At 75.5% G+C, this 22,691-nt stretch carries 19 protein-coding genes; 8 read left to right on the top strand and 11 right to left on the bottom strand.

Features of this window, described 5'->3' with window-relative positions; genetic code table 11:
• The first annotated feature begins 79 nt into the window (after nt 1-79).
• Together ACFVZH_RS28995 and ACFVZH_RS28990 are read left to right on the top strand one after the other, a co-directional pair.
• A complete protein-coding gene (locus tag ACFVZH_RS28995; protein ID WP_384901783.1) occupies nt 80-373 on the top strand; it encodes a hypothetical protein in 294 nt (97 codons plus the stop codon).
• Between the two features lie 113 nt (nt 374-486).
• A complete protein-coding gene (locus ACFVZH_RS28990) occupies nt 487-1,947 on the top strand; it encodes a sigma-70 family RNA polymerase sigma factor (protein WP_384901781.1) in 1,461 nt (486 codons plus the stop codon).
• A 78-nt stretch (nt 1,948-2,025) separates the two neighbouring features.
• On the opposite strand, the gene ACFVZH_RS28985 is transcribed toward ACFVZH_RS28990, so the two are convergent.
• From ACFVZH_RS28985 to ACFVZH_RS28970, 4 genes are all read right to left on the bottom strand, one after another.
• Nucleotides 2,026-2,844, bottom strand: coding sequence for a CAP domain-containing protein (locus ACFVZH_RS28985; RefSeq protein WP_384901780.1), 819 nt, complete (start codon nt 2,842-2,844; stop codon nt 2,026-2,028).
• A 151-nt stretch (nt 2,845-2,995) separates the two neighbouring features.
• On the bottom strand, nt 2,996-3,868 hold the full coding sequence (locus ACFVZH_RS28980; protein WP_384901779.1) for a universal stress protein: 873 nt from the start codon (nt 3,866-3,868) through the stop codon (nt 2,996-2,998).
• A 147-nt stretch (nt 3,869-4,015) separates the two neighbouring features.
• Nucleotides 4,016-5,380, bottom strand: coding sequence for an acyl-CoA dehydrogenase (locus ACFVZH_RS28975; protein WP_384901777.1), 1,365 nt, complete (start codon nt 5,378-5,380; stop codon nt 4,016-4,018).
• Between the two features lie 309 nt (nt 5,381-5,689).
• Nucleotides 5,690-6,145, bottom strand: coding sequence for an RrF2 family transcriptional regulator (locus ACFVZH_RS28970; protein ID WP_384901775.1), 456 nt, complete (start codon nt 6,143-6,145; stop codon nt 5,690-5,692).
• A 476-nt stretch (nt 6,146-6,621) separates the two neighbouring features.
• On the opposite strand from ACFVZH_RS28970, the gene ACFVZH_RS28965 reads away from it, so the two are divergent.
• Nucleotides 6,622-7,482 (top strand): glutathione S-transferase C-terminal domain-containing protein, encoded by an 861-nt coding sequence (locus ACFVZH_RS28965; RefSeq protein ID WP_384901773.1) that lies wholly within the window; start codon nt 6,622-6,624, stop codon nt 7,480-7,482.
• Between the two features lie 22 nt (nt 7,483-7,504).
• Here the strand turns inward: ACFVZH_RS28965 and ACFVZH_RS28960 are convergent, their stop codons facing one another.
• On the bottom strand, nt 7,505-8,542 hold the full coding sequence (locus ACFVZH_RS28960; RefSeq protein ID WP_384901771.1) for an NAD-dependent epimerase/dehydratase family protein: 1,038 nt from the start codon (nt 8,540-8,542) through the stop codon (nt 7,505-7,507).
• 142 nt (nt 8,543-8,684) lie between these two features.
• Between ACFVZH_RS28960 and ACFVZH_RS28955 the strand changes: the two genes are divergently transcribed.
• Both ACFVZH_RS28955 and ACFVZH_RS28950 read left to right on the top strand, forming a co-directional pair.
• Entirely contained in the window at nt 8,685-8,963 is a 279-nt protein-coding gene (locus ACFVZH_RS28955; RefSeq protein ID WP_384901768.1) for a DUF5133 domain-containing protein, read from the top strand.
• 90 nt (nt 8,964-9,053) lie between these two features.
• Nucleotides 9,054-11,456, top strand: a complete 2,403-nt coding sequence (locus ACFVZH_RS28950) for an ATP-binding cassette domain-containing protein (RefSeq protein WP_384901767.1) — start codon at nt 9,054-9,056, stop codon at nt 11,454-11,456.
• A gap of 154 nt (nt 11,457-11,610) precedes the next feature.
• Here the strand turns inward: ACFVZH_RS28950 and ACFVZH_RS28945 are convergent, their stop codons facing one another.
• The gene (locus tag ACFVZH_RS28945) at nt 11,611-12,843 is read right to left on the bottom strand and encodes a D-alanyl-D-alanine carboxypeptidase family protein (RefSeq protein WP_384901765.1); all 1,233 of its coding nucleotides are present in this window, start codon (nt 12,841-12,843) and stop codon (nt 11,611-11,613) included.
• 312 nt (nt 12,844-13,155) lie between these two features.
• Here ACFVZH_RS28945 and ACFVZH_RS28940 point away from each other — a divergent pair, with 312 nt between their 5' ends.
• Together ACFVZH_RS28940 and ACFVZH_RS28935 are read left to right on the top strand one after the other, a co-directional pair.
• Nucleotides 13,156-15,084, top strand: coding sequence for a potassium channel family protein (locus ACFVZH_RS28940; protein WP_384901838.1), 1,929 nt, complete (start codon nt 13,156-13,158; stop codon nt 15,082-15,084).
• Between the two features lie 106 nt (nt 15,085-15,190).
• Nucleotides 15,191-16,396 carry a cytochrome P450 gene (locus ACFVZH_RS28935; RefSeq protein ID WP_384901836.1) on the top strand — a complete coding sequence of 402 codons (1,206 nt, stop codon included), beginning with the start codon at nt 15,191-15,193 and terminating at the stop codon, nt 16,394-16,396.
• 31 nt (nt 16,397-16,427) lie between these two features.
• On the opposite strand, the gene ACFVZH_RS28930 is transcribed toward ACFVZH_RS28935, so the two are convergent.
• The 5 genes from ACFVZH_RS28930 to ACFVZH_RS28910 form a co-directional block, all read right to left on the bottom strand.
• A complete protein-coding gene (locus tag ACFVZH_RS28930) occupies nt 16,428-16,673 on the bottom strand; it encodes a hypothetical protein (protein WP_384901763.1) in 246 nt (81 codons plus the stop codon).
• 62 nt (nt 16,674-16,735) lie between these two features.
• Nucleotides 16,736-17,212: an NUDIX domain-containing protein gene (locus ACFVZH_RS28925; RefSeq protein WP_384901761.1), complete on the bottom strand. Its 477-nt coding sequence runs from the start codon at nt 17,210-17,212 to the stop codon at nt 16,736-16,738.
• A 56-nt stretch (nt 17,213-17,268) separates the two neighbouring features.
• Nucleotides 17,269-18,477, bottom strand: coding sequence for an FAD-dependent oxidoreductase (locus tag ACFVZH_RS28920; protein ID WP_384901759.1), 1,209 nt, complete (start codon nt 18,475-18,477; stop codon nt 17,269-17,271).
• Nucleotides 18,474-19,892: an FAD-dependent oxidoreductase gene (locus tag ACFVZH_RS28915; protein ID WP_384901757.1), complete on the bottom strand. Its 1,419-nt coding sequence runs from the start codon at nt 19,890-19,892 to the stop codon at nt 18,474-18,476. Before ACFVZH_RS28915 ends, ACFVZH_RS28920 begins: the two co-directional genes overlap by 4 nt.
• Complete coding sequence (locus ACFVZH_RS28910; protein ID WP_384901755.1) at nt 19,889-21,355, bottom strand: FGGY family carbohydrate kinase; 1,467 nt, start codon at nt 21,353-21,355, stop codon at nt 19,889-19,891. The genes ACFVZH_RS28915 and ACFVZH_RS28910 overlap by 4 nt, the downstream gene beginning before the upstream one ends.
• Nucleotides 21,356-21,653: 298 nt before the next feature.
• Between ACFVZH_RS28910 and ACFVZH_RS28905 the strand changes: the two genes are divergently transcribed.
• On the top strand, nt 21,654-22,628 hold the full coding sequence (locus tag ACFVZH_RS28905; protein WP_384901753.1) for a hypothetical protein: 975 nt from the start codon (nt 21,654-21,656) through the stop codon (nt 22,626-22,628).
• Nucleotides 22,629-22,691: the final 63 nt, after the last annotated feature.

Here is a 22,691-nt window from a genome sequence, read left to right as displayed (position 1 = left end):
ACCGCCCCGGCCGGAATCTCCTCCGGCCGGGGCGGTCCCGTCGGTGGCGCATCCGCCGTTCGGGTGTGAACCTGGATGGATGAGCTGGGCATCTTGGACGACCGCCGGTGTCTACACCGGGCGAGGTGGGGTGCTGACCGTCGAGGCAGGCGTCGTCACGGGCGATGTGACCGTGCACACGACCTGGACCGAGACCGAGGCACGCGTGGCCGTGCAGTACAGCGGCGCATCCGACTGGTTCACCATGTCGGGCAGTCCCGTTCCCTGCGCTACGGAGAGGGAGAGCCGCGATCTGCACGACGCCGTCGTGGCGGCCGTCCGGGAGGGGAACGGGGCCACGGTCCCGACCCTGCCCGCCGCACCACCGGTGTAAGGTCCCGCGCCAGGCGCCGGAAAGACGTGCTGTCGGCAAGAAGTGTTATCCCTCCCGCGCCCACGGGTCTCCGAACGACGGGGGACTCGTACCAGGGATGAGGGAGCAGACCCATGCACAGCGACGAGCGCCGCACCACCGCACTGGTGGAGGCGGCCAGGGCCGGTGACGCGCACGCCAGGGACACACTGGTACGCGCGTACCTGCCCCTCGTCCACAACATCGTCGGCCGGGCCCTCGACGGCCATGCCGACACCGACGACATCGTCCAGGAGACGATGGTCCGCGCCCTCGACGGCCTCACCGGCCTCCGCGACCCGGCCCGCTTCCGCTCCTGGCTCGTCGCCATCGCCATGAACGGGATACGGCGCCGCTGGCGCGAGAACCAGCAGGCACCCGTACCCGGCCTCGACCGGGCCGAGGAGCTCGCCGACCCGGCCGGCGACTTCACCGAACTCACCATCCTCCGGCTCGGCCTCTCCGGGCAGCGCCGCGACGTGGCCCGCGCCACCCGCTGGCTCGACGAGGACGACCGGGAACTCCTCGCCCTCTGGTGGCTGGAGGCCGCGGGAGAACTGACCCGCGCCGAGGTCGCCGAGGGCCTCGACGGGATATCCCCGCAGCACGCCGCCGTCCGTATCCAGCGCATGAAGGAACGCCTGGAGACCGGCCGGTGCGTCGTGCGCGCCCTGGACGCCGTGCCGCCGTGCCCGGAACTCGCGGAGATCCTCACGGGCTGGGACGGCCGCCCCTCCCCGCTCTGGCGCAAACGCGTCGCCCGCCATCTGCGCACCTGCGCCGGCTGCACCGGCCGTGTGACCGGCCGCCGCGGACTCGCCTCCGTCGAGAGCCTGCTGGTCGGCATCGGCCTCGTCCCCCCGCTCGCCGCCGGGGCGGCGCTCCGGGGCGCGGAGCCCTTCACCGCCGAGCCCGCCGGGTTCGGGACCGGCACCCGCTGGACGCGCGCCCGCCGGGCCTGCCTCGCCGGCGCCGCCGCCGTGGCCGTCCTCGGTGCCGTCGCCCTCCTCGTACCCCGGCAGCCCGAGACCCGCCTGACGCCCGCCCGGCCCGTCGCCGCGCCCCCGGCCACCGTGCCTCCGACCACCCCGGTGGCGACCGTCGCCGCCCCGGCACCGACGACCCGGGCGCCGAAACCCCGCAGGACGACCCCGCCCCCGGCACCCCGTCCCACCGCCGAGGAACGGCTGACCACACGCGTCAACCGGCTGCGCGCGGCGGCGGGTTGCGCCCCGCTGCACACCGACCGGCGGCTGGTCTCGGCGGCCCGGGCCTACGCCCGGGACATGGTCGCGCGCGGCTACTACGGGCACAGCAGCCCCGAGGGCGACTTCGCCGACAAGCGGATCACCGCCGCCGGATACGAGTGGAGCGCCTGGGCCGAGAACCTCGCCCAGGGTCCGTCCGACCCGGAGACCGTCGTCGAGGACTGGACCGACGGGGCGATGCACGAGGAGAACATGCTCGACTGCCGGTACCGGGACACCGGAGTGGCGTCCGTGCCCGGTCCCGAGGGCACCATCTGGGTGCAGAAGCTGGCCGCCCCCGCCTCCTGACGGCCGCGCCCCGACTCGGGGCGCCGCCCTAGCCGCCCGTCCGGTGGGGCGATCCGTCGGTCCGGCGATCCGTCGGACTCAGCGTCTGGCGCCGAAGTCCTGCACCCACCAGGGGCCGTTGGCGGTGAGGGTCACGCCGACGCCGATGTCCTTGAAGGCGCAGTTGAGGATGTTCGCCCGGTGGGCGGGACTCTCCATCCAGTCGTCCATGGCGCGGGCCGGCGTCGTCGGGCCGCGGTGGATGTTCTCCCCCCAGGTCGACCAGGAGTACCCGGCGCCGGTGATCCGGTCGCCCGCGTCCCGGCCCTCCGGCGTGTGGTGCTCGTAGTAGTCGCGGGCCGCCATGTCGTCCGCGTGCCCCTGGGCCGCGCTGCGCAGTCGGCTCTCGGAGCGCAGCGGGCCGCAACCGGCCCTCTCCCGTTCGGCGTTCGCGAGGGCGACGACCTCCTGGGCGAACTGCCCGATCCGGCCGCCGGCCGCCGCCTCGGCGGCACGACGGGGGGAATCGTGTACGGCGGCCGGGGCCGGCGCGGCCACGTACACCCCGAGTACCACGGTGAGCACGGCGGCCGCCGCCCCGACGAGGGTGACGGTGGTACGGAACGAGGGGCGGCGGAGTGTCCGGCGACGTGCCCGGCCGTCCTTGTGGTGCCGGCCGTTCGCGCGCGCCGCCGGTTCCCCGCTCCGTCCGGGTGCGGGGCGGTGGCGACCGGCGGGAGCGGCCTCGGGGGGCGTTTCGGGGCCGGCGTCCGCGGGTCGGCCGTGGCCTCGGTCTCCGGCACGGTCGGGCCAGCCGACGGGACCCGGGTGGCCGGGCCGGCCGACGTGACCGACGTGATCGGGCTGGTCGGGACGGCCGGGCTGGTCGGGACGGCCGGGACGGTCGTGGTGCCGCATGGAGCTCCGCTCTCTCGCCGAGGTCGCCGGAGGATCCGGTGCGGGGGGAGCCACCGGGGCGACGGCGGTAACACTTTCCGGCCCCGGCCGCCCCGACACTCTCCGTCAACCCGACGCGTCAACCCCTTGCGTCAACCCACGTCCGAGCTTTTCAGCCCTGCGGAACGACCGCCACCGGGCACGGCGCGAGATGGAGCGCCGCGTGCGCCACGGAACCGATCCGCGGCCCGATCGCGCCGCGCCGGGCCCGTCGGCCGACCACCAGGAGCTGGGCGGCTCCCGATGAGGACAGCAGGACCTGTCCCGCGCTGCCCAGTTCGACGTGCTCCGACACCGGCACGTCCGGGTACCGCTCCCGCCAGGGGGCCAGCGCCTCGCGCAGCGCCTTCTCCTCGTACGGGACGAGCCCGCCGGCCTCGTCGGCGAGCCGCATCGAGGCCGGGCTGTACGCGTAGAGCGACGGCAGGCTCCACGCGCGGACCGCCCGCACGGACGCCCCGCGCGCGGCGGCCGTCTCGAAGGCGAAGCCCAGCGCGGCGGCACTGTCCTCCGGATCGCCGTGCTGGCCCACCAGGACGGGTCCGGTGGGCGGTTCCGCCTGCTCCCCGTCCCGCGACCGGACGGCCACCACCGGGCGGTCGGCCTCCGCGATGATCTGCTGGCCGTACGAGCCGAGCAGGAATCCCGCCACGGGCCCGTGGCCGCGCGAGCCGATGACGAGCATCTCGGCCCGGTCCAGGCCGGCGAGCAGCGCGGCGACCGGGGTGTCGGGGAGCACCTCCGCCGACAGCGCGAGCTCCGGGTGGCGTTCCGCGATCGTGGCCTCGGCCTCGCGCAGGACGGCGAACGCCGCGCGCTGCTGGTCATCGGGATCCTGGACCAGGGGGAGATCGAGCGGTTCCCAGCGCCAGGCATGGGCGAGCCGGAGCGGGAGGCCCCGGTGGAGGGCCTCGCGGGCGGCCCAGTCGGCCGCGGCGAGGCTCTCCGGGGAACCGTCCACTCCGGCGACGATCTCACGACTCATCAGGCTGCTCCCGTGGGTGCGGTGACGGGCCCCGCCGGGGGCCGGGCCCTGTTGACTCCAGCTTGGGCCCATCGGCCGCCCGGCGAGAGGGCCGGACGTCCCGACATGCCGGACCGTCCGTCCCTTTTTCCGTACGGGGCGGTGCGCTCAGACCGGCAGGGTGAGCCGGGCGTGGGTGCCGTTGAGGTAGTGGTCCCCGATGTCGCGCAGCCGGTGGGCGGCCTGCGTCGGGGCGGTCAGCGCACGGGCGTTGCGCCAGAACCGGTCGAAGCCCGGGCCGCCGCCGCGGTCGTCGGCGCCCGCCGTGCCGTCGACGAGTTCGAGGACACGGGTGGTGATGTGGACGGCCGCCCGGCCGGTGACCGTCTCGGCCGCCGCCACCAGGACGGCGATGTCGGCCCGTTCCTCCGGTCCCAGCGACCAGCCGGCCAGCAGGCCGCGCGCCAGCGCGTCGGTCGCCCGCTCGACCACCGCCGCGGCGGCGTGCGCGGCCGTCGCCAGTTCCCCGTACGCGAGGAGGAGGTAGGGGTCGTCCCCTGCGGGTGCGGTGCCGTGCGCCTCGGAGGGGTCTCCCGCCGGGTCCGCCGGGACCGGGCCGGACTGCCCGGCCCGGCTGATGTCCCGGGCCTCGGCGAGCGCGCCCTCGGCGATGCCCAGACCGACCTGGACGAGCAGCAGCCGCAGGGCCAGCGGTGCGAGGGTGGTGAAGGGGGCGACGGCGTGCTCGTCGTGGGGGAGCGTGCCGAGGACGTGCCCGGGTTCCACCGGCACGTGGTCGAAGGTCACGGTCCCGGCGCCGGCGAGGCGCTGCCCGACCCGGTCCGTCCCGGCGTCCGTGAACACCCCCGGATGGGCCGGGTCCACCAGGACGACCAGCAGGTCGCCGGTGCCGCCGGGGCGGGCCCCGACGACGAGCCGGTCGGCCACCGTGACGCCGGAGGCGAACGAGCGGCGCCCGTCGAGGATCCAGCCGCCGCCGTTCCCCTCGGCCGGTGTGAGCGTGAGCCCGGGACCGCTTCCGGGCCGCGGCGGTTCGGTGCCGCCGGCGAGCAGCCAGCGCTCCTCCGCCGTACAGACGTCGAGGGCAAGGGGCCCGCCGGAGGCCGTCTCGCGGACGGGGCCCGGCGCCGCTGCAGGGCCGAGGAAGCGGCTGCTCCAGGAGAGCGCGTAGTGGTGGGCGAGGAGTTCGCCCACGGAGCTGTCGGCGGCGGAGATCTCGCGGACGACGGCGCACGCGGCCCGCCAGTCGGCGCCGCGCCGGTTCGGCCCGGGTGCGGTGAGCAGGGCGGGCAGCCCCGCCTCCTGGAGGCGGGCGACCTCGTCGAACGGTGCCTTGCCGGCCCGGTCCCTGGCGAGGGCGTCGACGGCGAGGTCGTCGGCGAGCTCGCGGGTGACACGGGGCCAGATCTCGTCGTCCGCGGGCCGGTCGACGGGCCGGCCGGCCCGCTCGGCGGCCGGTGCGGAGGTGGTGCGTATCGCTGGTCTCTTCGGCGATTTCCTCGGCGTACTCACGTCACCCCACCCGATCTCTCATATCCCCACTGGAATAGTAGGGATAGTGACAGAGGCGACCGGCCCGCCCCAAGGGGCGTCCGAAAGCTGGACAGGGTCGTCTTGATCTGTGAGACCACGTCAAGTCCGCGCAGGTCGCCGGAGGTTCACCCCACCGGGCGGGGCGGTGGGCAGGCCGCCGGCCAGGGTGCCGGTCGAGAGCCGGCCAGGGGATGGCAGGGTCGGCCGGAGGGGGGCAAGGGTCGGTCAGGGGTTGGCCGGGGGTTGGCCAGGGCCGGTCAGGGGATGGCAAGGGTCGGCCAGGGGTGGTCAGGGGTTGGTCCACGCCTCCGGGTCGTCCGCGAGCGACACGACCCCGGCCGGCAGCTTGGCCGCCGCCACCTCGGCGAGCGAGACCCCGAGGACCTCGCGGACGCCGGCCCGCAGCGCGATCCACAAGGTGAGCAGGGACTCGGCGGGCCCCGTGTAGGACAGGTCCGGCGGCCGCTCGCCGCGGACGGAGACCAGCGGTCCGTCCACGCAACGGATGACGTCCGCGACCGAGATCGTGTCCGCGGGCCTGGCCAGCCAGTACCCGCCGTTGCCGCCGCGCTGGCTCTCCACCAGGCCGCCCTTGCGCATGTCGCCGAGAATCCCCTCCAGGAACTTGTGCGAGATCCCCTGGCCCTCGGCGATCGCCTCGGCCTTCAGCGGCCCCGTGTCCTGGCAGGCGGCGAGTTGGAGGGCTGCCCGCACCGCGTAGTCGGCCCTGGCTGAAATGCGCATGCGCGCATTATTCCGTACGGGAGTGACCGGATCCGCGCGCCCGGCGGGTGAGCCGTACCGCACTCTTGACGACGCCGTCGGGCGGCCGGACACTCAAGGGGCGGGAAATCCGAGCGAACAGGTAGGGAACCATGGGACGCAACGGCCGGCGGGACACGTCACACGCCGCGCCCCTCCCGCGCTCCCTGCCCCTCACCTCCCGCCGGCACATCGATCTGCTGCGGGTCTGCAGCGCCGCGAGTCGCCCCTCCGGCCCGGGCGTACGTCCCACCCGCTGACCCGCCCGCACGTTCCCCCGGCGGATCGGGACCGGGACGCGCACCACCCGGAACGGCAACGCGCCGCGGTCCGCCTGCCCCTCCTTCCCGTACCTCTGCCGCCCCCGGACGCCGCTCCGGTGCCCCCGCCGCGCCCCGCGCGACCGGCGCCGCCGCCCGCCGTCCGGACCCGGCAATGAGCACCCTCAAGGGAGAAGCATGTCCGTCGTCCCGTCCTCGCTCCTGCCCGCCTCCGCCGTCCCCGCCTTCCGCGGCCGGATCGGCCGCGACGCGGCCAGCGGCCACTACGCCGTCCCGCACCGCTACCGCCTCCATGTGGCACCGTCCGGCCCGGGCTGTCTGAGGATCGCCGTGACCCACGGCCTGCTCGGCCTCGACGACACGCTCCCGCTCACCGTGCTGCCCGAGACCCCCGACACGCCCGACGGCGGATACGCCGCGCTCCGCCCGCTGTACGAGGCGAGCGCCCACCTCTACGCGGGGCCGGCCGCCGCCCCCGTCCTGAGCGACGGCTGGACCGGACGGATCGTCAGCACCCACGTCCCCGACATCCTGCGCGACCTCGCCCTGCGCTTCCGCGGCAACGGCCCCGACCTGCTCCCGAGGGAGCGGCGCCGCGAGATCGACGCGATCGCCGACCTGTGCGAACGGAGCGTCAACCGGGCCGCCCAGCGGGCCGGCGAACTCGGTATCGACGGCGAGGCCGCCCACCGCGACCCGCTCACCGTCCTCTTCGCGGCGCTCGCCCGGCTGGAACGCCGGCTCGCCCGCCACCCCTATGTCCTCGGCGACGCGCCGACCGCCGCCGACGTCCACGTCTGGGTCACCCTCGTCCAGCTCGACACCGTCCACCGCTGGCACCTGGACGCCGCCGCCATGGACCGCGTCGCCGGACACCCGGCCCTGTGGGCCTACGCCCAGCGCCTCGCCGCCCGCCCCGAGTTCGCCCGCCGGCTCGACATCGACGCCGTCCTGCGCCGCCACCGCGCCCACTGCCGCGGCCGTGAGGCCGCGGGCGCCGGGATCCGGCTCGTCGACTGGTCGGCCGGCCCGAACTGACGGCCCGCCGCGACCGGGCGGGTCAGCCGATCCGGTGGCCCGCCAGCGGAGCCGTGTCGTCGCCCGCGCCCGCCCGGACGCCGCGCAGGAACGCGGCGAGGACGTCCTCCGCGGCGACCGACGGCTCCCACTCCAGCTCCCGCCGCGCCCGCTCGGTGGCGAGCAGCGGGAGATGCCGCATTGCCTCGAACAGCCCGGGGGAGGCCGGGACGAGCCGGAGCCGCCAGGCCGCCGACAAGGCGCCCCGCACCGCGCCGGCCGGCACCTTCACGGGACGGGCGTTCAGCAGGCGGCCCAGCGTCGCCGCGTCGAGCGCCGGTTCGGCGGCGAGGTTGAACGCGCCGCGGACGTCCCGCAGCAGAGCCCGGTGATACGCGTCCGCCGCGTCGTCGGTGTGCAGGACCTGGAACCGCAGTCCCTCGAACTCCGGCAGCAGCGGCAGCAGATCGGGCCGCACCAGCTGGCCCGGGAAGAACCGCCCCGCGAAGATCCGCCGCTGCCCGCTCGCGGACTCCTCCTTGAAGAGGAACGCCGGACGCATCCGGACCACCCGGATCTGCGGATGGTCCCGCTCGAAGGTGTCGAGGACCCGCTCCAGATACGCCTTCTCCCGCGTGTACGCGGCGCCCGGCCAGCCGTGCGTCGGCCACGCCTCGGACACCGGCGCACCACCCGAGGGCCCGGGGGAGTACGCCCCCACCGAGGAGGCGTGCACGAGCACCGGCACCCGCGCCGCCGCGACGGCGTCGAAGACGCGCACCGCGCCGAGCACGTTCGTCCGCCACGTCTCCACCGGGTCGTGCGTCGGCCCGAACCGCCAGGCCAGATGGACGACGGCGTCCGCGTCCGCCACGTACTGGGCGAGCCGGGGCTCGTCCCCCTCCCGTGACAGGTCCACCTCCGCCCACTCCACGCCCGGCAGGTCGAGGGCGGGCCGGCGCCGGGCGAGACCGAGGACCGAACGGATCCGCGGCTCGGCGGCCAGGACCCGCACCAGGCTCGTCCCCACATTGCCGGTGGCACCGGTGACGACCACTCGTTGAAGCGTGCTCGGGTTCATGTATCCGACCCTCCGCCACGGGCGGCGCGGGCGCACCCGGAGCGCCCCGCGGACGGAGTCCCGTCACACAGCGTGTCCGTGCAGGTCGCGAGGGTGGCCGAGGGCCGGGAGGATGGAGCGACGCAGGAGACAGGAGAACGCCATGCTGCTGCCCGACAGGAACACGGTCGACCGGCTGCTCCGGCACTACCGCACCCAGGAGCGGACCGTGCTGGACAGTCCGTGCGACCTGTCGGCCCGCCGGCGCTTCGAGGACACCGTCTACACCCTGTGCGTCCTGATGGGAGAACGCACCGCCCACGAGGCCGTGTACGCCGCCGAGCGCTATGTCACCGGCGTCCGGCCCGCGCCGGCGGTCCTGGCCGAGCGGGTGACCGGACCGGTCCGGCGCCGACAAGCGCGGCCACCGGGCCGCGGTTAGCGTGGCGGGGTGCGTCGCGTGCCACCCGCCGCCAGCCGCGGCGGGACGCGCCGGCCCACGCCACGGCCCCGCCCGGCGGATGGAGACACGATGGCCAAGGCCCGCAGGACGGACACCCCGAGGACGGCCGGGGGGACGGCCGCGCCGCACGCCGCCGACCGGCAGAACCTGATCCGTGTGCACGGGGCCCGGGTGAACAACCTCAAGGACGTCAGCATCGAGATCCCGAAGCGCCGGCTCACCGTCTTCACCGGCGTCTCCGGCTCGGGCAAGAGCTCCCTGGTGTTCGACACGATCGCCGCCGAGTCGCAGCGGCTGATCAACGAGACGTACAGCGCCTTCGTGCAGGGCTTCATGCCGAACCTGGCGCGCCCCGAGGTCGACGTCCTCGAAGGGCTGACCACCGCCATCATCGTCGACCAGCAACGCCTCGGCGCCGACCCGCGCTCCACCGTCGGCACCGCCACCGACGCCAACGCGATGCTCCGCATCCTCTTCAGTCGGCTCGGAAAGCCCCACATCGGCCCGCCCGGCGCGTACGCCTTCAACGTCCCCTCGGTCCGGGCGAGCGGTGCGATCACCGTCGAACGCGGTGCCAAGAAGGCCGTCAAGGCGACGTTCAGCCGCACCGGCGGCATGTGCCCGCGCTGCGAGGGCCGGGGCACCGTCTCCGACATCGACCTCACCCAGCTCTACGACGCCTCCAAGTCGCTCTCCGACGGAGCCCTGACCATCCCCGGCTACACCTCGGGCGGCTGGAACCACCGGCTCTACGCCGAGTCGGGCTTCGTCGACGCCGACAAGCCGATCCGCAGGTACACCAAGCGGGAACTCCAGGACTTCCTCCACCACGAACCGGTCAGGATGAAGATCGCGGGCATCAACATGACGTACGAGGGTCTGGTCCCGCGGATCCAGAAGTCCTTCCTGGCCAAGGACAAGGAGGGGATGCAGCCGCACATCCGGGCGTTCGTGGAGCGGGCCGTCACCTTCACCACCTGCCCCGACTGCGACGGCACCCGCCTCGCCGAGGGCGCCCGGTCGTCGAAGATCAAGCGCAAGAGCATCGCCGACGTCTGCGCGATGCAGATCAGCGACCTGGCCGAGTGGGTGCGCGGCCTCGACGAGCCCTCGGTGGCGCCGCTCCTCACCGCGCTCCGGGAGACCCTCGACTCGTTCGTCGAGATCGGCCTCGGCTACCTCTCGCTCGACCGGCCGTCGGGCACGCTGTCGGGCGGCGAGGCGCAGCGCGTCAAGATGATCCGGCACCTCGGCTCCTCCCTCACCGACGTCACCTACGTCTTCGACGAGCCCACCACCGGCCTGCACCCCCATGACATCAACCGCATGAACGACCTGCTCCTGCGGCTGCGCGACAAGGGCAACACGGTGCTCGTCGTGGAGCACAAGCCGCAGACGATCGCGATCGCCGACCACGTCGTCGACCTCGGCCCCGGCGCGGGCACGGCGGGCGGCGCCGTCTGCTTCGAGGGAACCGTCGACGGTCTGCGGGCCGGTGACACGGTCACCGGCCGCCACTTCGGGGACCGCGCCGCGCTCAAGGAGACCGTGCGTCAAGCCACCGGCGCGCTGGAGATCCGGGGCGCGACGGCGCACAACCTCCGCAAGGTCGACGTCGACGTGCCCCTCGGCGTGCTGTGCGTCGTCACCGGTGTCGCGGGCTCCGGGAAGAGTTCGCTCGTCCACGGGTCGATGCCGGCCGGCGAGGACGTGGTCTCGGTCGACCAGGGCGCGATCCGCGGCTCGCGGCGGAGCAACCCGGCGACGTACACCGGTCTGCTCGACCCGATCCGCAAGGCGTTCGCCAAGGCCAACGGCGTGAAGCCGGCGCTCTTCAGCGCCAACTCCGAGGGCGCCTGCCCCACCTGCAACGGCGCCGGCGTCATCTACACCGATCTGGCGATGATGGCCGGCGTCGCGACCACCTGCGAGGACTGCGAGGGCAAGCGGTTCCAGGCGTCGGTGCTCGAATACCGCCTCGGCGGCCGCGACATCAGCGAGGTCCTCGCCATGCCGGTCGACGAGGCGGAGGAGTTCTTCGGCGCCGGCGAGGCACGCACGCCGGCCGCGCAGCGCATCCTGGAACGGCTCTCCGACGTCGGGCTCGGCTACGTCTCCCTCGGCCAGCCGCTCACGACGCTGTCCGGCGGCGAACGGCAACGCCTCAAGCTGGCCACGCACATGGCGGAGAAGGGCGGTGTCTACGTCCTCGACGAGCCGACCACCGGCCTCCACCTCGCCGATGTCGAGCAGCTCCTCGGCCTGCTCGACGGCCTCGTCGACGCCGGCAAGTCGGTCGTCGTCGTGGAACACCACCCGGCGGTCATGGCCCACGCCGACTGGATCATCGACCTCGGTCCGGGCGCCGGCCACGACGGCGGCCGTGTCGTCTTCGAGGGCACGCCCGCCGACCTCGTCGCCGGCCGCTCGACCCTCACCGGCGAGCACCTCGCGCAGTACGTCGGCGCCTGACCGGGATCCCACGGCACGCGCGCGTACAGCCCGCTTCCCCGCCCGGCGGTACGCGCGCGTGGGTATGGCCCCGTCCTCGTCGGGATGCGCCGAGCGACGACCGGCGGCCGTCACGCGTCCGACCGCCGTCCTCGGCCGAGCGGCCCGGGGCCGGTCAGCCCCGGCGCGCCGCCCGGAACCGCCGGCCCCAGAGCGCGAGCGCCGCGGCACAGGCGGAGGCGATCAGGGCCAGCGGCAGACCGGCCGACGGGCCCGAGGAATCCGCCTCCCGGGAGTCGTCCTTCCCGGCGGCCGCCACGGCCTCGGCCCCGTGGGCGGGGGCCGCCGCCCGGGCGTCACGTCCCTGGCCGGACACCACGACGGTCCGGGTGCCGGACCCGGCCGCCTCCTTCGTCGGTTCCGGTGTCAGCGAGCCCACCGGCCGGACCTTGCCGGCCGCCTCGAAGCCCCAGTCGAGCAGCGACCGGGCCTCCTCGTACACGGCGAGCCCGCCGCCGCCCTGCGGGTTCATCACCGAGACGACGAGCGTCCGGTCGCCCTGCCGGGCCGCGGAGATCAGCGTGTTGCCCGCGTTGGTCGTGTAGCCGTTCTTGATCCCGAGGAGCCCCGGATAGCGGCTCACCCCGTCCGCGCCCGTCAGGAGGCGGTTGGTGTTGGCGATGCCGTACGACCAGGAGCCCGCCGGGAAGTCCGCGTAACGCGTCGAGCAGTACCGGCTGAACTCGGGGTCCTGGAGCCCGGTCCGGCCGAAGAGCGCCAGGTCGTACGCGGAGGAGACCTGACCCGGGGCGTCGTAGCCGTCGGGGGAGACGACATGGGTGTCCCGGGCACCGAGGGACCGCGCCTTGTCCTGCATCTGCCGGGCCATCGAGTCCCAGCCGCCGTTCATGGCGGCCAGGACGTGCACCGCGTCGTTCCCCGAGCTGAGGAAGACGCCGTTCCACAGATCCGAGACCTTGTACGTGTACCCCTCCTTCACCCCGACCAGGCTGCTGCCCGCGCCGATCCCGGTCAGCTCGGAATCGGCCACGGTGTGCTGCTCGGCGGGCTTGTGGTGGGGGAGCGCGGTGAGGGCGAACAGCGCCTTGAGGGTGCTGGCCGGCGGCAGCTTCCGGTGCGCGTTCCGCGCGGCGAGCACCTCGCCCGAGGACGCGTCCGCCACCACCCAGGAGAGCGCCGACACCGAGGGCACGTCGGGCGCGCCCGGCAGCGGCTGCACCTGGGTGCCGGACCGGTCGAGCCGCGCGGGGTCGACGTACTGCCGCGCGGGCGGTGTGGGTTCCCCGACCGGCGCGGCCGGGGAGGCCATGGCCGCCGGAACAGGCAGGACGAACAGCAGCGCCGCGGTACCGGCGGCAGCATGACGGACAGCTGACATGACGATCATTCAGTCACCGTAGGGAGGGCGTCCGGAACGCGCAGATCGAAGTGCGCCGACCGGCGTAGCAGGTGTGCCGGACGGCGGCGCGTCGTGCCGCCGCCCGGGTGGTGGACGGCCGCCCGACCGGCTGTCGGTGCCGCAGGGCATGCTGGTGACGTGCCCTCACACCCGTACCAGACCAACGCCGTTCCGCCCGAGAGCGCCGGAGCGGCCCCCGCGGGGCCGGCCGCGCGGCCGCTGCCCGGCCCCGCCCGCGCGCCCGCCGGTGCCCCCGCCTCGCGGACGGACCGGCAGGCCCGTACGGAGCCCGCCGGGCACATGATCGTATGCGGCGACGACGCCCTCGCGCACCGCCTCGCACGCGAGCTGCACGAGGTGTACGGAGAGCGGGTCACCCTCCTGGTCCCGACGCCGCCCGACGCGCCCCGCACACCCGCCGCCCGCACCGGCCGCGCCCTGGCGCTGTTCGGCCGGGTGACCGCCGCCGTCACCCGGACCACCACGCCCGGCGCACCGGCCGCGGCCACCGGGGACGGCGGCGAACCCACCGGCACCCTGCGGGTCGTCGAGTCCGCCGAGGCGGACGACCGGGCACTCACGGACGCCGGAGCGGAGCGCGCCGCCGCGCTCGCCCTCGTCCACGAGGACGACGAGACGAACATCCGGGCCGCGCTCACCGCCCGCCGCCTCAACCCCCGCCTGCGGCTGGTCATCCGGCTGTACAACCGCAAGCTGGGCCAGCACCTGGAGAACCTCCTCGACCAGGCCGCCGCCGTCGCCGAACCGGGCCTGGACCCCGAGAAGCTCGACGCCGCCACCACCGTCCTCTCCGACGTCGACACCGCGGCTCCCGGCCTCGCCGCGGCCGCCGTCGCGGGCACCAGCAAGGTCGTCCAGGCCGGCGGACTGCTGCTGCACGCGGTCGACCGCCCGCCGGTCGCCGGTCGGGCCCCCGACCCGGGACTCTGCACGCTCGCCCTGCTCTCCGCCACGGCGGGCGACCCGGCGGGCTGCGAGGGCTCCGAACGCAGCGGCGACGCCGGTCCCCGGCTCCTGCCGGACGACCGCACGGTCGCCGCCGCCACCGGCCGCGCCGCCGTCACCCTGGAAGCGGTCACCCCGGCGGGCCCCGCCCACCCGGCGGCCCGGCTCGCCGCCTCGGCGCTGCCCGTCGCCTCGCTGTTCTCCCGCCGCCTGCGCTGGTCGCTCGCCGGCGCGGCCGCCGCCGTCCTCGCGCTCGCCCTCGCCTCCACCGTCACCACGGGCGACCACCCCCTGCACGCCGCCTATCTGACGCTGCTCGACATCTTCGCCATCGGCGACCCGGCCGTCGGCGAGCCGACCAGCCGTCAGCTGCTGCAGATCCTCGCCGGGTTCGTCGGGCTCCTTCTGCTGCCGGTGATCGTCGCCGCCCTCCTCGAAGGGCTCGGCACCTTCCGCACGGCGACCACCCTGCGCCGTCCGCCGCGCGGCCTCTCCGGCCATGTCGTCCTCCTCGGGCTCGGCAAGGTCGGCACGCGGGTCCTCGCCCGGCTCCGCGGGCTCGGCATCCCCGTGGTCTGCGTCGAATCCGACCCGGAGGCCCGCGGCATCGCCGTCGCCCGCCGGCTGCGCGTCCCCACCGTCATCGGCGACGTCACCGAGGAAGGCGTCCTGGAGGCCGCCCGCATCCACCGCGCCCACGCCCTCCTCGCCCTGACCAGCGTCGACATCACCAACCTGGAGGCCGCGCTCTCCGCCCGCGCCGTCGCCACCGACCTGCGGGTCGTCCTGCGCCTGTACGACGACGACTTCGCCACCGCCGTCTTCCGCACCCTGCGGACCGCGCACCCGACGGCCGTCACCCGCAGCCGCAGCGTCTCCCACCTCGCCGCGCCCGCGTTCGCCGGCGCCATGATGGGCCGCCAGGTCCTGGGCGCCGTGCCCGTCGAGCGCCGGGTGCTGCTCTTCGCCGCCGTGGACGTCGCCGCCCACCCGCTCCTGGACGGCCGGACGGTCGCCGACGCCTTCGTCCCGGGAGCCTGGCGGGTCATCGCCCTCGACGGCGCCGCACGGGGCCAGGGCGTCGGCACGGACCGCCAGGGGGGCTGGCGCCTGCACCCGGAGCGGGTCCTCGGCCCCGGCGACCGGGTCGTGGTGGCCGCCACCCGCCGCGGCCTGGCCGAACTCCTCGGCCGGGGCGGCCGCCGAGACCCGGCGGGCGGTGCCGGTGCGGTGGACAACTCCGTACGAACGTCGACGGGTTGACCGTAGGATCTGACCGCTCATGTGCCGAACCGGCCCGCATCCGCAGTCAGGAGTGCCTTCCTTGAACACACCGCACAGCACCGCCTCCGGCCGGCCCCCGTACCGCATGGACCCGTCGGGCGGCTGCCCGCACGCGGAGAACGCGAGGCTGCTCGCCCAGGGCGCCGTGACCCCGGTGATCCTGCCCGGGGAGATCGAGGGCATGGCGGTGCTCGGCCACGACGCCCTGCGGGACTTCCTCACCCACCCCGACGTCGCCAAGTCCCCCCGGCACTTCACCGCGCTCGCCGACGGCCGCATACCCGAGGGCTGGCCGCTGCTGACCTTCGCGACCGTGCCCGGCATGACCACCGCCGACGGGGCCGACCACCGCCGGCTGCGGACCCTGGTCAGCAGCGCCTTCACCGCCCGCCGCGTCGAGGAGCTCCGCCCGCGCGTCGAGGCGGTCACCGCCGGACTGCTGGACGGACTCGCCGAGGCCGCCCGCAGCGGCGACGGCGTCGCCGACCTGCGCCGCCACTACGCCCTGCCGCTCCCGCTCGGCGTCATCTGCGAACTCCTCGGCGTCGACCAGGTCCACCAGGACCGGCTGCACCACCTCTCCAGCAAGGTCGTCGCCACCGACACCGAGCCCGCGCAGGCCGTCGCCGTCAACCGCGAGCTCGTCGACCTCCTGGCCGCCATCGCCGCCGACAAGGCCGCCACCCCCGGCGACGACCTCATCAGCGCCCTCATCGCCGCCCGGGACGAGGGCGGCGACCGGCTCAGCCAGCCCGAGCTCCTCGGCACCCTGGTCCTGATGATCATCGCGGGCCACGAGACCACCCTGAACCTGGTCACCAACGCGGTCCGGGCCCTGTGCACCCACCGCGACCAGCTCGCCCTCGTCCAGGAGGGCCGGGCCTGCTGGGCGGACGTCGTGGAGGAGACCCTCCGCTGGGACAGCCCGGTCAGCTACTTCCCGTTCCGCTACCCCACCCGCGACCTCACGGTCGACGGCACCCTCATCCCGCGCGGCACCCCGGTCCTCGCCGGGTACTCGGCGGCCGGCCGCGACACGAAGGCCCACGGCCCGGACGCCGACCGCTTCGACCTCACCCGTACGCCGACGGTCAAGCACCTCTCGCTCGGTCACGGCGCCCACTACTGCCTGGGCGCCCCGCTCGCCCGGATGGAGGCCGAGATCGCCCTGGAGGCGCTCTTCACCCGCTTCCCCGACCTGGACCTCGCCCTCCCGGAGCACGAGCTGACCCGCCACGCGGGCTTCGTCGGCAACAGCGTCCGCGCCCTCCCCGTCCGCCCCGGCGCCTGACACCCCCCTCCGCGCCCGGGGGCGCACCGGCTCAGCCGGTGCGCCCCCACGCGGTCGCGGGGGAGACCCGGAGCGAGGAGACGAGCCGCAAAAGGCGGTCCTCGTTCCCCGAGAGGCCCGCGGCGCGGAGCGCCTCGTCCGCCTCGGCCATCGGATGGGTCAGCATCACCCCCGCGTACGGGGCGAGCTGCGGATCGGTCAGCACGGCCTGGGTGGACTCCAGCAGCCGCAGGTACGCCTGGGCGGCCGCGCGCTCGCTTGCGGTGAACGTGGTCATGTCGGGCTCCCTCTCGACAGTTCGGCGCTCACCACCCTCTCGTACGGGTCTGACAATCGGGGTCAGCCCCGCCCGCCGAGGTGGGCGCGGAGCCGTTCCAGGAAGACCCGCTGACCCGTCACCAGCAGCGGAGCGGCCGCCTCGGGGGCGAACCAGCCCACCCGGTCGATCTCCGGGAACTCCGCATGGATGCCGGACCGGGGCGGCCATTCCATGGTGAAGGTGCCCGGCACGACCCGCGCCGGGTCGAGATCGCCCTCGACGGCCCAGACGGTGACGATCTTTCCGCTCCGCTGCCGGGACTCCCCGAGCGCGAACCACTCGCCCTCCGGCGCCGGCAGCCCCAGTTCCTCGCGGAACTCCCGCCGCGCGGCGTCCTCGGCGGTCTCGTCCGGCTCGTACTGGCCCTTGGGGATCGACCAGGACTCCTCCTCGCGGGACTCCCAGTAGGGCCCGCCCATGTGACCGATGAGGACCTCGAAGCCCTCGCCCGCCGTACGGCGGAAGACCAGGAGACCCGCGCTGCGTTTGTCCGGCATGTGCCCCAGTGTGGCCGAACCCCCCGGCCGCCGCAGCCCCGTCGGTCGGCCCCCGCTCACTCCTCGACGCCGACCACCACCGGGCCGCCCGCTGGGTCGGCCCCTTCGGTCCACCGGGCCCCGAGCCGCACCGAACGCCACGGGGCCAGCGCGCCGCGCAGCCGGTCGCTCCGGAGCTGCACCCCGTCCTGGCGGGTGGTCAGGACCGGCCGCACCAGCCGGCGCTCCGGTCGGACGAGCAGGGGGACGGCCTCCGGGCCGAGCAGCCCAGGTGTCACCCACCGCAGGGGTCCCGAGGCCACCACGGCCACCCCGCCGGCCGGCCAGGGCGCGCCGGCGAGCCGGGCGAGGACGGCGCCGGCCACCGCACGCCCCTCGGCGGCGGCCCGCAGCGCGGGCTCCCCGCCGCGGAGCAGGTTGCCGACGGCGAACACCCCGGGCCCGGAGGTCCGGAAGGCGCCGTCGGTCACGGGGCCCCGGGTGCCCGGCGCGAGCGGCAGCCCACGGGCCCGGACCAGCTCGTGGTCGGGGATCCAGTCGCCGGTGAACACCACCGTGTCGCACCGCAGCACGGCCGCCCGGCCGTCCGCTCCCCGGACCGCGACCCCGGTCAGCCGGCCGCGGCCCATCAGCTCCGTCACCACCGTTCCGGTGAGCACGGGCACGGAGGCGTCCGACCCGGGTGCGGCTCCCGGCAGTCCGGTGACCACGGCCACCACGGTCACGCCCGCCTGCCGCAGCGTCCGCACCGCGCCGCGGGCCACCGGATCGCCGCCGACGACCACCGCCCGCCGGCCGAGGTACGCGTGCCGTCCCCCGAACCGGGCCGCCGTCCGCTGGAGTTCCCCGGTCGTCAGCACCCCGGCGGGCCGCGACCCCGGCACCAGACGGGCGCTGCGCGGCCGTTCGCGGGCCCCGGTCGCGAGGACGACCGCCCGGGCCCGGATCCTTTCGAGCCCGCTCGGGGCGGTCACCTCCAGGGTCAGCGGCCCCGCCCACCCGGTGGCCGAGACACCGGTGCGGACGGTGGCGCCCGCCCGCAGCGCCGCCCGGACCGCGCGCCGCGCGAACGCCGGGCCGTCCAGCGGGCGGCCCGCTGGGTCCGCGCCGAACCCCGGCCGGGCGCAGTGCAGCGGGACCCCGCCGGCGGCCGCCTCCCGCTCCAGGACCTCGACCCGGCCCGCACCCCCCGCCGCGGCACCGGCGGCCGCGGCGAGCCCGGCGGGGCCGCCGCCCACCACGAGCACGTCGACCGTACGGATCACCGGGCCCCCTCCCCGTACTCCTCGCTCAGCGCCCGCAGCTCCGCGCCGCAGAAATGGCCCTGGCAGCGCCCGCCGCGGGCGCGGGTCCTGCGCCGCAGCCCGTCCGGCCCCGCCGGGGGGATCGTGGAGGCGAACGCGGCCCGGATCTCGCCGCGGGTCACCCGCTCGCAGTGGCACACGATCGTGCCGAAGTCGGGATCGGACGCGATGAGGCCGGCATCCCGGTAGGGCCGGGGGAACGCCTCGCCGAGGTTCGGCATGCGGACCGGGACGAGGGGGCGTTCGGGACCCGGGTCGAGTCCGCAGTCGGCGAGGAGCCCCAGCACGTGGTCGGCGATCGCCAGGGAGGCGGTGAGCCCGGTGGAGCGGATCCCGCCCACCGTCACGTACCGCAGCTCCGGGTGGGCGGCGATCCGGTAGTCCTCCTGGCCGGTGGCCGCCCGCAGCCCGGCGTAGACGGCCGTGACCTCCTCGTCGAGCAGCGCCGGCAGGATCCGGCCGCCCTGCTCGCGCAGCCCGGCGAGCCCCTCGGCCGTCGTGCCGGTGGCGGTCTTGTCGTCCAGGTCCTCGGCGGTGGGCCCGAGCATCACGTTCCCGTACACGGTCGGCGAGACGAGCACGCCCTTGCCGAGCGGTCCGGGGACGGGGAGCAGGATGTGCCGGACGAGGTCGCGGGCGAACTTGTCGAAGACCAGGAGCTGGCCCCTGCGCGGGGTCACGGTGAAGTCCTCGCGGCCGAGCAGCGCGTCGAAGCCGTCGGCGTGCAGCCCGCAGGCGTTCACGAGGTGGCGGGCCCGCAGCACCCCGCGCCGGGTCACGAGGCGGTGGTACGGGTCGCCCGGACGCACCTTCTCCACACGGCAGTCGAGATGCAGGTCCACACCGGAGCGGACGGCCTGCGTCGCGTACGCCAGGGTCGTCGTCCACGGACAGATGACCGACTCGCCCGGCACTTCCAGAGCCGCGAGCGCACCGGGGCCCAAGTGAGGCTCCCGCAGCGCGAGTTCGGCGGCCGACAGCAGCCGGGTGGTGCGGTGGCCGTTGCGCTCCGCCTTCTCCGCGAGTCGGGGGAGGGCGGCGCGCTGCTGCTCGTCCCAGGCGACGAGGAGGGCGCCCAGCGGCTCCACGGGGATGCCCGCCTCCCGCGCGTACGCGCCGAGCAGCCGGTGGCCCGTGCGGACGAGCCGCGCCTCCAGGGTGCCGGGAGCCGCGTCGAAACCGGTGTGCAGGATGGCCGTGTTGGCCTTCGAGGTGCCGTCCCCGACGTCGTTCGCGGCCTCCACCAGCGCGACCCGCAGCGGATGCCGGGCGAGTGCGCGGGCGATCGCGGAGCCCACCACCCCCGCGCCGACGACCACGACGTCGTACGCGGCGGCCCCGTCGGCCGGCAGCGGTCCCGTCCGGGTGACGCTCATCCGGCCGCCCCCGCACCGCCGTCGCCTCCGGCGCGGTCGAGCAGGGCCGCCACCTCCGTGCGGAACCGGGCGAGCCGCGCGGCGGCCTCGTCGGCCGAGATCCGCGGCTCGTACACGGCCGAGGGCTTCCACCCCGGCACGGCCTCGCGGAGGGCGAGCCCCGGGTGGCGCCCCAGGGAGGCGACGGCGCCCACCCCGAGGGCCGTGGCGTCGGGCGACGAGGAGACCTCGACGGGGACCTGGAGCAGATCGGCCTGGGTCTGCATCAGCAGGGCGGACCGGGTCAGACCCCCGTCGGCGCGCAGGGCGGACGCCGGGGCACCCCGCTCCGCGGCGGCGGCCGAGGCCAGCTCGACCACCTGGGCGGCGATCCCCTCGCAGAGGGCCCGGACCAGCTGTCCGGGGCCGGTGTCCAGGCCGAGCCCGGTGAGCGAACCGCGCACGTCCCCCCGCCACCAGGGCGCGGCGAGCCCCGCGAAGGCGGGCACGAAGGTGACGCCGCCGCTGTCCGGCACGGAACCGCCGACGGTGTCGAGCTCCTCGGCGCCGGCGATCACGCCGAGGTCGGTGAGCCAGCGGACGGCCGAGGCGACCGTGTACACCTGGCCGTCCAGGCAGTGGGTCACCCGCCCGTCGAGCCGCCAGGCGACACAGCTCACCAGGCCCGAGGCGGCGCGTCGCGGCTCGGCCCCGGTCTGCGCGAGGAGGAAGGCCCCGGTCCCGTAGGTGCACTTGACGGCGGCCGGGTCGTCGGCGCTCTGTGCCAGCAGGGCCGCCTGCTGGTCCACCAGGAGGCCGGTGAGCGGCAGCGGCGGACCGAAGGCCGTCGTGGTGCCGACCGGGGTGTCGCAGTCCACGACCCGGGGCAGCCGCTCGCCGCCGAGTCCGTACAGGTCGAGGGCGGTGTCCGACCAGGAGACCGTGTCGAGGTCGAGGAGGCCCGTCCGTCCCGCGGTCGCCGCGTCGGTGACGAACGCGCCCGTCAGCCGGTGGACGAGCCAGGAGTCGCTCGTGGTGACGACGCCGGCGCCGGTGGCGTGGCGGCGGATCCAGGCCATCTTGGGCGCGGCGAAGTAGGGGTCCACCGGGAGGCCCGTCAGCCGGCGCAGCCGCTCGGCGTGCGCGTCGAGACCGGCGCAGATCCCGGCGGCCCTGCGGTCCTGCCACACCAGGGCGTCGGTGAGCGGCTCGCCGGTCCCCGGGTCCCAGGCGAGCACGGTCTCGCCCTGGTTGGCGAGGCCCACCGCCACGACGGGAGTGCCCGCCTCGGCCAGGGCGGCCCGCCCCGCGGCGACGACGGAGTCGTACAGCTCACGCGGGTCGACCTCGACGAGACCGCCCGGCAGGTAGCGGGGCCGGACCGGCGCCGTACCGCTGCCGATGACGCCGCGCTCGGGGCAGAGGACGAGGGCCTTCGTGCCCGAGGTCCCCTGGTCGACGGCGAGTACCGGGCCGCCTGTCATCGTGCTGCTCCCGTCCCTGGACCTCACGGTGATCATCCGATCACCGAAAGGGGTCAGGGTGCCGTCGGCGCGACCCGCCGTCAAGCCCCGGCGGGCGATCCCGTCAGGTCCACGAACATACCTGACGGTAAGTCAAATTCAGTCGTTGGCCGGATAGTTACTGTCAAGAAAGAAAGTGGACCGGTGCCATCCATCGCCCTCTATAGTGATCGCCGATCACGGCCGGGACGCCCGCCGGGGGACTGACCACCCCCTCCATCCACCGAGGACCCATGTCGACCACACCCCCCACCCCCTGATGGCCGCACACGGCTTCCGGCCCGTCTACCACCCCGCGGGCCACGACCACGCCCTGCGCAACGCCGTCCAGGACTTACGCACCGGCCGCTGGGTGGCCATGGCCCGGCTGCTCGACGAGACGACCGGCTGGGACGGCTGGACCCGGCGCACCCAGGTCCTCGCCGCCGTCGCCGCCGGCACCGACGTCGTCCACACCTGGCGCGCCGAACAGCCCGACAGCCCCGCCGCGGCGGTGATGCACAGCCGCGTCACCGTCGAACGGGCCGTACGCGCCCACCGCTCCGGCCACACCCGCACCCGGGAGCTCTGGCAGCAGGCGTGGACCGCCTGCCGCGAGGCGTCCGAGCGGTCCCCCGCCGACCCCGTGCCCTGGGTGGGCCTCATCGCCCTCGCCGCCCTCGACGAACGCCAGCGCATGGCCGAGCACCGGCTCACCCCACCCGCCCCGATGCTGCCCCCCGGCCCCTGGGGCCTGCTCGCCGAGGCCGAGAAACGCGACCCGTACAACCGCGAAGCGCACCACCGCATGCTCCAGTTCGTCTACGCCCGACGCTCCGGACCGCTCTCCGAGGCCGTCAACTACTCCCACTGGGCGGCCTCGGCGGCCCCCGTCGGCTCCGCCCTCCACGCGCTGCCGCTCTACGTGCGCGTCGAGCGCTACCGCCGGGAACGCGGCCACGAGCGCGCCCTCGACCTCCACTGGGTCGCCGAGGACGCCGTACGCGACGCCCGGCGCGCGCTCGACGACTGGTTCCTCTTCTGCGCCACCGACGAAGCCTCGCTGCTCGACCTCAACCACCTGGCGCACGCCCTCTTCGGCGCCCTCCGCTTCCCCGACGCGGCCCGGGTCTTCGAGGCGCTCGGCCCGTACTACACCACCCTGCCCTGGGCCTACCGCACCGCCCGCCCGGACGACCGCGCCCTCGCCGAAGAGGTCTTCCTGCGCGCCCGGGCCCGCTGTCTCGACGACTGAGGCCCGCCCGGGCCCCACCCCGCACAGCCCCCCACGTACACCCCCCGTGCACACCCCCGTGTG

Origin of the sequence: Streptomyces sp. NPDC059534 (assembly GCF_042743475.1) — a bacterium.
Lineage (GTDB): Bacteria > Actinomycetota > Actinomycetes > Streptomycetales > Streptomycetaceae > Streptomyces.
The sequence above is the reverse complement of the archived record's forward strand: the minus strand, read 5'-3'. Positions and strand labels throughout refer to the sequence as shown.